The sequence below is a fragment of the Kitasatospora sp. NPDC059803 genome, assembly GCF_042732255.1.
GTDB lineage: Bacteria > Actinomycetota > Actinomycetes > Streptomycetales > Streptomycetaceae > Kitasatospora.
Map to the genome: position 1 here is coordinate 39,573 of NZ_JBHWIJ010000022.1, position 11,473 is coordinate 51,045.

At 72.9% G+C, this 11,473-nt stretch carries 8 protein-coding genes; all 8 read right to left on the bottom strand.

What is annotated here, in order from left to right:
- Positions 1 to 2: 2 nt before the first annotated feature.
- Positions 3 to 2,318, bottom strand: a complete 2,316-nt coding sequence (locus ACFV6I_RS05970; RefSeq protein ID WP_380423684.1) for a lantibiotic dehydratase — start codon at positions 2,316 to 2,318, stop codon at positions 3 to 5.
- Positions 2,315 to 4,825 (bottom strand): lantibiotic dehydratase, encoded by a 2,511-nt coding sequence (locus ACFV6I_RS05975; RefSeq protein WP_380423685.1) that lies wholly within the window; start codon positions 4,823 to 4,825, stop codon positions 2,315 to 2,317. Before ACFV6I_RS05975 ends, ACFV6I_RS05970 begins: the two co-directional genes overlap by 4 nt.
- 4 nt (positions 4,826 to 4,829) lie before the next feature.
- Positions 4,830 to 6,617 (bottom strand): hypothetical protein, encoded by a 1,788-nt coding sequence (locus tag ACFV6I_RS05980; RefSeq protein ID WP_380423686.1) that lies wholly within the window; start codon positions 6,615 to 6,617, stop codon positions 4,830 to 4,832.
- A gap of 14 nt (positions 6,618 to 6,631) precedes the next feature.
- Positions 6,632 to 6,838: an ammosamide/lymphostin RiPP family protein gene (locus tag ACFV6I_RS05985; RefSeq protein ID WP_380423687.1), complete on the bottom strand. Its 207-nt coding sequence runs from the start codon at positions 6,836 to 6,838 to the stop codon at positions 6,632 to 6,634.
- A gap of 158 nt (positions 6,839 to 6,996) precedes the next feature.
- The gene (locus ACFV6I_RS05990; RefSeq protein WP_380423688.1) at positions 6,997 to 7,638 is read right to left on the bottom strand and encodes an NADPH-dependent FMN reductase; all 642 of its coding nucleotides are present in this window, start codon (positions 7,636 to 7,638) and stop codon (positions 6,997 to 6,999) included.
- Positions 7,639 to 7,724: 86 nt separating this feature from the next.
- Positions 7,725 to 8,555: a BTAD domain-containing putative transcriptional regulator gene (locus tag ACFV6I_RS05995; RefSeq protein ID WP_063346287.1), complete on the bottom strand. Its 831-nt coding sequence runs from the start codon at positions 8,553 to 8,555 to the stop codon at positions 7,725 to 7,727.
- 1,075 nt (positions 8,556 to 9,630) lie between these two features.
- The gene (locus ACFV6I_RS06000; RefSeq protein ID WP_380423689.1) at positions 9,631 to 10,032 is read right to left on the bottom strand and encodes a helix-turn-helix domain-containing protein; all 402 of its coding nucleotides are present in this window, start codon (positions 10,030 to 10,032) and stop codon (positions 9,631 to 9,633) included.
- A 191-nt stretch (positions 10,033 to 10,223) separates the two neighbouring features.
- Entirely contained in the window at positions 10,224 to 11,273 is a 1,050-nt protein-coding gene (locus ACFV6I_RS06005; RefSeq protein WP_380423690.1) for a LacI family DNA-binding transcriptional regulator, read from the bottom strand.
- Between the last annotated feature and the right edge of the window lie 200 nt (positions 11,274 to 11,473).

Here is an 11,473-nt window from a genome sequence, read left to right on the forward strand (position 1 = left end):
CGTCACCGCTCACCACCGCCCCGCAGATACACACAGCGCAGCTCGGAGGCGAAGCGCAGCTCGCCGTCCCGCAGCCAGGCGTCCTCGGGTGCGGGCAGCGTCTCGGACAGCAGGAGCTGTTCCGCCGTGCCCGCCAGCCGGGCCATGCCCTTGAGGAGTTCGGGGCTCGCGGTGTCCACGTACACCGGTTTGCGTTCGGCCGGTGACTTCGCGAAGAAGCGGTCGGGCAGGCCCCGTTCCCGGAGCAGCCGGGCCGTGGCGAGCAGCCGCTCGGCGTCGCGCTGGCTGCCGTGCGCCTCCAGCAGCGCCGCGCTCGGCAGCGCCCAACGCCGCCGCGAGAACACCACGTTGCCCCAGCGCAGCCGCGGCACGTGCGGCAGGTCCGGCAGCACCGGGCGGCGGATCCGGGGCAGTGCCAGCGCGGTGTGCACGGCGGTGTCGAGCTCGCCGTTGTGGAACAGCAGGCTCCGGCCGGGGTGGGTGTCGCCGCGCAGGACGACCCGTTCGCCGTCGCTCTCCAGCCACAGCTGGTCCAGGCCGATCCGCTCCCGGTCCGGGCCGGCGATGCCGCCCAGTTCGAGCACCACCCCGGGGAACTCCAGCGGCGGCAGCCCGGTCGTACGACGGGAGATCACATTGACGGCCACCTGGTCGCCCAGCGCCCTGCGCACCCCGGCGTCCCGCTCGGCGAGCAGCGCCGCGGCGTCCGGATGGAACTGCAGCGCCCACGGGGTGAGCAGCGCCGCGTCGTGGATGTCGCCGAGTATGAGCGGGGTCACCCCCGGCTCGTATCCGGCCAGGTCGGGAGCCGCGATCAGGACGTCGATGGAGCACAGCACCGGGGCGGCGGGCGGTGGCGGCGCGGCGAGCAGCCCCGCCACGTCGAGTTCGGCCCGGTCCGCGCCTTCGGCCCCGATCACCCGGCTCAGCTCGGCGCCGAGCTCTCCGCCCGGCTCGATGGCGAGGTCCGCGCACTCCCGCAGCGCCCGCAGCAGCGGGATGCGTCCCGCTCCCAGCCGGGCCGCGACCGCCCGGTTGGTGCGTACGCGGGTCGCCTCGGCCTCGTGGGCCAGCAGGTCGAGCACCGGCGCGACGGCGTCGCACATGTCGCGGGCCAGCGGTCCGCGGACCTCCAGCCGGGCTGTGCCGACGGCGGCCTCGTGGATGATGACCCGGTCGTTGTAGAAGCGGCCGCGTTCCGCCGAGCGGTCGGCGACGGGCAGCAGCGCCTCCAGTTCGGCCTGGACGGTCAGCTTCCGCTCGGGCGGCGCCGACGGGTAGCCGTCGAGCAGTGCGAGCACCTTCACCAGCAGGGCCCGCACCCCGGCCGCGCGGGCGGCCGTTTCGGTGTCCGAGGCGTCGATGCGTTCCAGGGTCCAGCGCAGCGGGTCGACCACGGTCGCCGGCGGGCACAGGGTGTGCGTCAGCGTCCCCTTCGCCACGGCGGCCGCGAACGCCTCCACCGCCTCCAGGGCGCCGGCACCGCACCCGGACGCGATCCGGGCCACCGTCCGTACGCCGTCGGCCTCCCGCAGCAGCGCCGCGCCGACGCCCGTGCCGCGGGGCGGCCCCGTCATCGTCTTGCGCACCGGCGCCAGCCGCTCGGCCAGCGCCGGATCGCCCAGCAGCAGGCCTTGCACGGCGTCGTTGACCCGGGCCGCGGTGTGCGCCTGGCGGACCGGGATCGCGGTGTGGCCCTCCCAGTCCAGCGCCGTGGCGGCGTCGGAGCCGGGGCTGAGCCTGCCGTAGTTGATGGGCCCGAAGAAGCTCATCGTCTCGCTCTTGGACGCCAGCCGCTGTGCGTAGGAGGCGAGTTGGCGCCGGATCCGGCCGCCGGCCGCACCCCGTGCGAGATCGCGGTGGACGGCGGGGGACGAGCAGACGATGGCGTCGTTGACCCGCGGATCGGTGCGGACGGCGGCGAGCGCCTCGTCGACCGCCGCCGTGTCGGCCTCGACGGTGGCGGCGAGCCGCTCCCGCACCGCGCTCACCTGCTCCGCCGCGGCGTTCCACTCGGCCAGCCAGTCGGCGGGCAGGTTGTCCGACGCGGGCAGCGGCCGCAGACCGCGCAACTTGGCCTGCTGGCCCCGGGACAGCCGCCCCGCCGGGTGCAGCCGTGACGCCACGTCGGCCGACCGGGCCTCCAGGGCGAACAGCTCCTCGATGAGCAGACGGGTCCGTTCACAGGCCAGTCGCTCGACCATCTGCCAGGGGAACCCGGCGCTGCGCAGGACGACCGTGGGCAGCAGCTCCCAGCCGTGCCGCCGCGCCGTCGATTCCTGTGGCGACAGGTCGGATCGGTCGGATCGGTGGGTCATGACGACGCTCGCTTCATGGCGATCCGGAACTCCGAGGTCACGGGGGCCCCGCCGTGGCGCAGCCACAGCGCGTCCGGGGCCGGCCTCATCTCGGCCAGCGACACCGTCGCGCTGTCACCGGCCAGCACCATCGCCACCAGTGCGTCGACGGCCAGCGGACTGTCCAGGTCGATCCCGACCGGTTTCGGCTCGTGCGCGAGGGAGGCGAAGCAGAACCGGGGCACTCCGTGCCGGGCCCGCAGCGACTGGACGGCGAGGAAGGCGGCGGCGGGGTCGCGTGCCGCGTCGACCCCGAGGTCGGCACGGTCGAACCACCAGCGGGCCCGCTGCACGAGCAGGTCGCCGACCACGATCCTCGGCGCGAAGTCCCCGATCCGCACCAGCGGCAGCCCCACTCCGGGTGCGGCGAAGGCCCGCAGGTGCACATGGTCGTCCTCGCCGGCGTACAGGGTCAGTTCACCGTCCGGGGTGCGCAGCCGGGGCGTGCCGTCCACCAGGGCGACGGTCAGATCGGTCAGCGGCACGGTCCGCTCCCGGTCGTCGGTGGCCACCGAGGTGATCTCGATGAAGCGGCCCGGGAACCAGTCGGCCACCAGGCCCTTGTGGCGCCTGCGGCGGATCACCGTGGCCAGCCGCTCGGGGCCGCCCCACGGTTCGAGACCCGCCTCGAAGTCGCTCAGCATCCGGTCCTGTTCGTCGCTGAACAGCCCCTGTGAACCCCAGGCGAAGACGTACGGGTGAAGCTCGCCCAGCACCAGCAGCTCGCCGCCGTCCTCCCGGTTCTCCAGCATCAGATCCGGGCTGACGAAACGGGGCCGGCCGGGCTCGGGCGCGAACCCCGCGAGCTCGGCGGGGGAGAGCCGGGCCTCCTGGCCCTGCACGGCGGACTCCACCAGCGCCGCGTAGTCCCGCTTGAACCCGATCAGCGGCCCGGCGAGCCGGTCCAGACCGCCCGCCTCGACGGAGGCGCGCATCCGGCGGATCAGCTCGTCGTACGGCATGGCGCCGCCGCCCGCCTCACGCAGGATCCCCGCGCACAGCTCGGCCGCCGCGTGCTGCTGGAGCTCGCCGTAGCGGGCGGCCACGTCCAGCACCGGGCTGAGCTCGGACTCCCAGCGCCCGGCCACGTCGCCACCGACCACCACCGGGCTCTGGTCGCCCTTGGCGTCCAGGGACACCACCAGCCGGTCCGCGTACATCCGGCCGCCGGCGCGACGTGCGTCGACCTCGGTGAGCCGGGTGAAGCACTCCTCGACGCGCTCGAGCGCGACCGCCCGGGCACGGTGGCCGTCGGCCGCCGCGTAGGCGTCGCCCAGGTCGCGCAGTTCCCGCAGCCGTGCCGGCCAGGCGGTGTCCTGCGCGTAGCGGTCGGCCCAGGAGACCAGCCAGTCCAGCGGCCGTGCCGCGGTGGACGGCGGCTCGGGCCAGAGCCGGACGGCCCCCGCCTGCCGCAGCCGGTCCAGGACCCGGCGCGTCTGCGCGAGGTCGAGTCCTGCCAGCGCCGCCAGTTCGGCGGGGGAACGCCGCCCGTCGACGGCCTCGGCGAGCTGCCACCGCACCCCGGACAGGGTGATCCGGCGGCCGTCGGCGGACTGGATCGTCCCCGACCCCGGTGCCCCGCCTGGTGTCCCGCCCGGCACCTCGCCCGGTGTCCGGCGGCAGGACGGTATCCAGGCCACCGGCGGGCGGTCCCGCACCTGCGGGTCCGTGCCGATGAGCTTGGCCAGCTCGCACACGGCCCAGAACGCGGTCTGCGCCTCCAGGAGGTGGTAGCCGCAGGCCGTCTCGGGGCCGAGGACGGTGCCCTCGGCGCCACGGTCGACCCGGCCGTGCACCAGCGGACCGAAGAAGCTGGTCGTCTCGTTCTTCGCGCCGAGCCGCTGGCCGTACAGGTAGACGCGGCGGTAGAAGGACCGGTCCTTGGCGCGGTTGCGGCCTGTCGTACTGTCCTGCTGCTGCCAGCCGTCGACCCAGCGCACCGCCTCGGTGTGGAAGGACGGCGACAGCTGGAGCAGTGCGTCGCACACCCGCTCGTCGCGGAGCACGTCGCGGACCCGCTCCGGCCGCCGCAGCACCTCCTCACCCAGGGCGGTGGTCAGCCGCTCGCCCGCCTGCTGCTGAGCGGAGTGCGCCGCGCGGTAGCCGTCGACCGCCGATGCCACCGCCGATGCCACCGCCGATGCCACGTCGCCGCCGCGCGGGTCGTGCTCCACCGGCAGCCGGCGGCCCACCCGGCCGCGCAGCTTCGACAGTTCGCGCAGTCCGGCCCGGTCCCGCTCGCGGTCGGCGCCGGTGACGACCTTGGCGATCGCCTCCTGGAGCCGGGCGCGGCTCTGCTCGAACCGCGCCACCGCCTCCCGGTACTCCGCGGCCGCGGCACCCGCCGGCCCGTCACCGAGAGCGGTCAGCAGGCCGATGCCGAAGCCCGCCCTGCGCAGCAGCAGCCGATCGTAGAGCTGCCACCTGGCCCGCTGTCCCGTCTCCCCCTGGGTCGCATGGTCCGTCATGGCCTCAGTCCTGAAAGTTGATCAGGTCGAACGGGCGGTTGAGCTTGGTCCGCGGCTTGGGCAGCAGCCCTTGCAGGTCACCGCCGTCGGCGACGGCCTTGGCGAGGGCGTCCGCCGCACCGGGACGGGTGAGGCTCAGCGGCGCCATGGCCGCCACCGACCCGGCCGCGGTCACGGAGCCGGTCGTCATCACCCGACCCGCCTGGGCCAGCGCGATGCGGTACGGGTCGCCCAGCAGCCGCGCCGCGGCCTCGGCGCGCTCGTACTGCTCGGCGCCCGTCCTCGCGTCACCGCCGGAGGCGTGCAGCATGCCCAGTTCGAGGCGCACCTCGGTCTCGTGGAAGCGGTCACCCAGCTCGGCCGCGTTCACCAGCGTGGTGTCCAGGTCCGCCAGGGCGGCGTCCCGCTCGCCGACGAGCAGCCGCAGCCCGGCGCTGCGGTACGCGTGGTGCTTGCGGAAGCCCGCGTTCGACGAGCCGGCGGCCTGCTTGAACTTCTCCCAGGTCGCCAGGGCCGAGGCGTGCTTGCCCGCCTTCTCCTGGAGCACGCTGATGTTCGAGTACAGGTTGATCCGCAGATGCGCGGCACTGGCGTCGGTCAGACCCGCCATGCAGGCCAGCGCCTGCTTCTCGTGCTCGAAGGCCGCCCCGAGACGCCGCTCCGCGAACAGGGTCAGCCCGCGCAGGTTGTGCAGCCAGCCGCGCTCGCGGCGTACGCTCTCGGGCTCGCCCGGACGTTCCCCGACGACCTCGAAGCCCTGCTCGACCTCGGCGACCGCCTCCGCCAGCCGGTTCTTGCGCTTGGACAGGGTGAGCGCGGAGTACAGGTGCGACTGGGCACGCAGCTCCGGGGACAGGCCGGCGGCGTCCTCCCGGATGGCCCGGAAGCAGGCGAGGGCCGTGTCCTGGTCCCCGCGGAAGCCCGCCTGGATGCCGAGCACCTTGAGCAGGAAACCGCGTACGTCGGCGGTGCCGCGCAGGATCGCCGTCTCGAACTCGATGGCGTGGACGAGCTCCTCCTCGCGCTCCGCCTCGGCGAGCAGCCCGGGTACGCCCGACTCGGGGATGCCGGCGAGCAGCCCGATCGCCTCGTCGGCGACGACCGCCATGCCCTCCCAGTTCGTGGAGAAGAACGCCCGGCGGCAGTAGGCCAGTGCGGCGGCCACCCGGTCCACGGCGGAGCCCTCGGAGTCCCTCGCCCGCAGGAACAGTTCGCCCTCCTCGGACACCGGCTCGAATCCGGCGTCGGGAGCCGTACCCAGGTCCACGGCCAGGTCGCCCTCGGTGACCGGCAGCCCCATGCGGCGCAGACAGCGCACCCGCTCCCCGCGGTAGTCGGCGTACCGGCCGACCGGCTCGCGCACGGAGGTCGGCGCGTCCAGCAGCAGTTCGGCGCCCTCGACGAGCTGCGCGTGCTCGAAGGCCCGCATGAAGCCGCGCAGCGAGGACAGGTCGGTGCCGCCCATCCCACTGAGCAGCAGGGGCCTGCCCAACTGCGCGGTGCCCGTGCACAGGGCGGTCGCGGCCACCGTCAGCACGCGGTAGACCTGCTCGCTCTCCCGGTGCAGCCGCCGCTCGGACGGCGCGAGCGCGATCTCCTCCAGCGGCGCGGTGCCGGGCGCGGTCTCGGCGGGGAAGAGCTCCGCCCATTCGGACGGGTGCCCGGCCGCGAGCCCGGTGAAGTCGGCGCCCTCGGCGCGCAGGGCGTCGATGCCCGCCCGCAGCCCGCTGTACGAGGCGGCCGGGCCGGTGTTCACGTCGACCAGGACGGAGGCGGTGGATGCGCGGCTCACCTCGGCCGCCCGCGTCACCATCGCGAGGGCTCGGTGGTGGCGAGGGCGAGCGGCGCGATCTTGTTCTCGACCTCGTCGAGGTCGAAGTCGACGTCGTCCAGCTCGTCCAGCGCGTCCAGTTCGGTGTCCTCGGCGGTTTCGGCCCCGGCGGTTTCCGCTTGGGGGGCTTCCGTCCCCTCGGCGGTCTGCTCGGGCTCTGTGGACTTCGCGGTGTCTTCCATGGCGCGCTCCATTCGGAATCACGGTCGGACGTGGGAATGCGGATGCGAAGGATCCGGCGTCAGGGCAGCCGGAACCAAAGGCGTGGGCGGGAATCGTGACGGCGGACGTACGGGGGACGTACGGTGGGCGGCCGCGGTGGGCGGCAGGCCCCGGGCGCTCAGCCGACCGGTGTGCGCATCCGGGCGAACTCGACCACTTGCCGTCCGACGGTGGCCAGTTGCGCGGTGAGATGCGGGTCGTCGGTGCTGTCGTCGGTGCTGTCGTCGGACGCCAGGGTGACGCTCTCCGTGTTGATGGCCACTCCCAGGGGAGTGGGCCAGCCCCTCAGGGCGTGCACGACGGAGCGCAGCCCCGCCAGCGTCGAAGCGGCCTGCGCCCCGCGCGCGGTGACGACACAGCCGACGGCGCGGCCGTGCAGATACGGGCGCGCGTCCTCGCGCAGGTCCTCCAGGTAGTCGAGGGCGTTCTTCACCAGACCGGAAACGCCCCCGTGGTACGCGGGCGTGCCGATCACCAGGCCGTCGGCGAGGGCGACGGCCTCGACCAGCCGCCGGGCCGCCGGGGTGCGCAGTGACTCCCCCGGTGTGTAGAGCGGCAGTTGAAGTTCCTCGGCACCCAGCAGCAGGGTCCGGGCCCCCGCCGAAGCGGAGGCCGCGAGTACCGCCCGGACCGCCCGTTCCGTCGAGGAACCGGAGCGGACGGTGCCCCCGATGCCGACGATCAGGGGCCCGGCATCGGCTGGGGCACCAACACCGGGATTCTCCACCGAAAGAACGGAACCCTGGTTCGTCTCCAGCACGGTTACCCCAATCTCCTTGACCGGTCGCGGTTTTCGGAGTCTAGACAGGGCGGTTATGCGCTGGTTATGAGCTGGTTATGCGTGGGTTATGCATTGGTTACGCGTGGGCCGGAAGTCTGGTCCACTGTCCGGGCGGACGCGTCCTGGGTGCGCAGAACCCGCTCCAGAAGCCGCTGGGTGTCAGGGCTGACATCGATGTCCAGACCATCCGACATCCGGGCCCGGCACAGCTTGTACCAGGACCTGGCCTGCCCTAACTGGCCCAGGTCGCCGTGAACTTGGATCAGAGTCCGGTAGACGTCCTCCTGGTACGGGTCGATGTCCAGCGTGCGGCGGCACATGTCGATGACCTTCGGCAGCTCGCCCCGGTCCAGTGCCTCCTGGAGGAGGAAGTCCGCCGCTCCCAGCGCGAGGGACCGTACCCAGTCCCGCTGCTCCCTGGCCCAGTCGGCGGTCTCACCGGGCAGGAAGTCCCCGGTGTGAAGATCCAGCGCCCTGCGGTAGTACTCCGCGGCCGCGCGCGGATCACTTCGGGCCGCCGCCCGGTGCCCTTCGTTGCACAGCCGCTCCAACTCCTCGAAGTCCAGCCAGGCGTCGTGGAGTTTGAGGGAGTACCCGTACTCGCTGCAGACGATCTCCGCGGCCGGCTGCTCCTCCGCGGCCTGCTGCCCGCTGAGTATCTGGTGCACCGCGTGCTTGGCGACCTTGAGCGAGCTGGAGCCCGCCGCCCGGGTGCGGTCGGGCCACAGCGCGGCGTGCAGTTCGTCGCGGTCGACCGTGCGGCCCCGGTTGATGAGGAGGTAAAGGAACAGTGTGCGCGCCTTGCCGGCCCGCCAGCGTCTGACCGGGAGTCCCCCCAAGTCCAGTGAAAAGCCGCCGAGGCAGCGTACGACGGCAAGCGTGGAAATCTCGGTCATGTGGAAACCCTCCTTCTTCGTGGGGGTAACAGGATGCGAACGCGCTGGCGCGGTCGGTCGGTTCAGGCCTGTGGGGGAGGCAACCCGGTCGACCGGTGGTACGACCGGGGTGAGGGCCGGTCGTCTTATCTGTGTTGACGTACGGGAACGGCGTGGCCGTTCGGAGAATGCCGGTCAGACGGACGGCGGGAAGCGGAGTCTCCGGTTCTGTCCGGCTCGCATCCGTGTCCCGGCCTCGGCTGTGACGCGACGGCTCGGCGATCGCCTCCGCCCGGGTCGGTGGTCGACCCCGGAAGCCCTCGTCTCACCAGAAGATGCTGATGGTGCACTCGCTCACGGCGAGCCGTCGCGGCATCCTGGAGGGGCCCTCATGCAACTCGGCCTGTTTTCCCCGAACTTCGGCGCACTTTCCGGCCTCGTCGATCGGCGACTTCACGAAGTCGATTCCGAGAAGGCGCCGCACATCACCACACCCGGGTCGGTGTACGCACGATCGGTGTGCTGATTCCGCTGACACGTCCCACCCCATGACGGCGGCGGCGGAGGCCCGGGCCGGTGTGACGAGCGTGAGCCCGACGGTCGCCCCAGCGGCGGCGACCAGGGTCCCAAGTGGCTTGCGCGGCATGATGTACGTTCTCCAGAGTTGCCTGCCAGGCACCGTCCGGCCGCCCGAGTCAGGAAGATCAGTAATGACTCTGGCTTCTCCGAATAAACAAGCAATGAACAGCAGATACGGCCCCGGCACCCGCTCGTTTCGGCTCTCCGGGTAGACGAACTACGACGCCCGAAAGTTGAATCAAATCCACCTACCGCTCGTCCCCACAGGATCACTCAGCGCCAGGCACCGCCCGTCACACTTCCGCGCCGCACCCAGAGGATGAAACCTCGCCAGAGTCCACCCCGGCACCCGCATGCCGAAGCGGCCCACACCCGCCCGACATGCCTCCGACACCGCCCACCCCACCGCCGGTGGCACGTCCCCAACCGGACGGCGCTGGTGGGGCGGGCGTACGCGTTCGGCGTCCTCGTGGCGGACGTGTGGCCGCCGGCGCCTGCCCGCCGCACGCGACGGCCGTCAACCGGCCCGGCGCAGGTGTCGGGGCCCGGCCGGGCGGGGTTTCGGACAGCGTCGGCGGCGCCGACAGCACGGACCGCTCTCGCCGATCGCGGTCAACGGCAGGACCATCACGACTACTGCGGACGGCTGTTCGTCCACCTCCCCGGCGGCCGGCGTCTCGCGACGGCTCCCGTCCGGCTGATCGAGCCCGCTGCCGGGAACGGCTCGCGCGGCACGGAGAAACCATTCCAATCGCGAGGTCCCCAGGCCGAGCGCCTCCGCGAGCTGCTGGACGGAGCGGCGCTGTGGTCGGCGCACCCGGCCCCGCTCGATGTCGCTGATCGTCCTCACACTGACCTGGGAACGCCGGGCGAGTTCCTCATGCGTGAATCCCACTTCATGACGAAGCGTCTTCAGCATGCCCCCGAATGCCGAATCCCCTTGTTGTGCCTTCGACACGTCACCCCCAGAATCTTGGCGCGTGGGAGCGCTCCCACACCCATCGGGAGCGTAGCAGCACCTCATGCCCAGGTCAGCCGCGACACGCGGCAGTGGCTCATACCGGAACAACGGAACGTGACGGCCGTTCAGTTCGAAGCCGTCCGAGGCCGTCAGGCCGAGGCGCGGACCGTCAGTTCGGTCGGAAGGATCACCTGGCGACGCGGCCGCCCGGGTTCGGCGATCTCCTCGAGCAGCAGCTGAACCATCAACCGCCCCATCGCCTCGGTCGGTTGGCGAACACTGGTGAGGGGCGGCTCGGTGCTACGGGCGATGACGGAGTCGTCGAAGCCGACGACGGCCACGTCTCCCGGCACGCGCCGCCCGGCCTCGCGCAGTGCCCGGAACGCGCCCACGGCCATCAGGTCGGAGGCGCAGAACACGGCATCGAGGGTGGGCATTTCGGCCAGGAGCTCGCACATCGCCGCGTAGCCGCCCGCCTCGGTGAAGTCGCCGTGGGCGACGAGCGCGTCCTCCGGGGCGAGGCCGGCCTCCGTGAGCGCCTCCCGGTACCCCGCCAGGCGTGCCCCGGCCGCCTCCATGGCGAGCGGCCCCGTGATGGTGGCCACTCTGGTGCGGCCGCGCCCGACCAGGTGCCGGACGGCCGCCCGGGCCCCGCCGGCGTTGTCGGCGTGGACGTAGCTCAGCGATTCGCGCTCGGACCGGCGACCGCCCAGTACGGCCGGCATCCCGAGCTGTTCGAGCAGGTCGGGCAACAGGTCGTCCTGGCGCACCGAGACCAGGAGCACCCCGTCGACCCGGCGCGCGGTGAGGTAGCGCGTCAGACGCTCGCGCTCGTCCTCGTTGCGGACCAGGGTCAGCAGCAACTGAAGGTCGGTCGACGCGAGTTCGTCGGAGATCCCGGTGATGACGTCCGCGAAGTACGGCTCCGACCTCAGCCGCGCCAGGCTCTCCGGGACGACCAGGGCGACGACGTCGGTGCGCGAGGTCACCAGGGACCGTGCCGCCTGGTTGGGTACGTAGCCGAGCTCGGCGACGGCGTGCTCCACGGCCTCCCTCGCCCTGGCGCTCACCTTGGGCGAACCGTTGATGACCCGGGACACCGTTCCCCGGCTGACTCCCGCGCGGGCGGCCACGTCCTCCACCGTCGGTCGCGCGGCAGACCGGGCCCTTCCGGGGCCCGGCCTGTCAGTTCGGGTCATGATCACACTCCGGTGTGGCTCACTCTCGGGAGTGGCCATCCTACACGGCGTGAGAGCGCTCCCACCGGCGCTTCCACCGGCGCTTCCACGGGCGCTCCCACGGGCGCTCCCACGGGCTCGGCCCGGGGGCCGGCGGGGGGCGGCGCGCCCGCCCGCGCCGCGCCCCCGCGGGACACCGGCGGCCCCCCGCGCGGCCGCCC

What these genes read in the sequence shown, in the direction of transcription:
- ACFV6I_RS05985 (WP_380423687.1), bottom strand. Translation starts at nt 6,838, where the DNA reads ATGGAAGACACCGCGAAGTCCACAGAGCCCGAGCAGACCGCCGAGGGG.
- ACFV6I_RS06000 (WP_380423689.1), bottom strand. Translation starts at nt 10,032, where the DNA reads ATGCTGAAGACGCTTCGTCATGAAGTGGGATTCACGCATGAGGAACTC.
- ACFV6I_RS05995 (WP_063346287.1), bottom strand. Translation starts at nt 8,555, where the DNA reads ATGACCGAGATTTCCACGCTTGCCGTCGTACGCTGCCTCGGCGGCTTT.
- ACFV6I_RS05970 (WP_380423684.1), bottom strand. Translation starts at nt 2,318, where the DNA reads ATGACCCACCGATCCGACCGATCCGACCTGTCGCCACAGGAATCGACG.
- ACFV6I_RS06005 (WP_380423690.1), bottom strand. Translation starts at nt 11,273, where the DNA reads ATGACCCGAACTGACAGGCCGGGCCCCGGAAGGGCCCGGTCTGCCGCG.
- ACFV6I_RS05975 (WP_380423685.1), bottom strand. Translation starts at nt 4,825, where the DNA reads ATGACGGACCATGCGACCCAGGGGGAGACGGGACAGCGGGCCAGGTGG.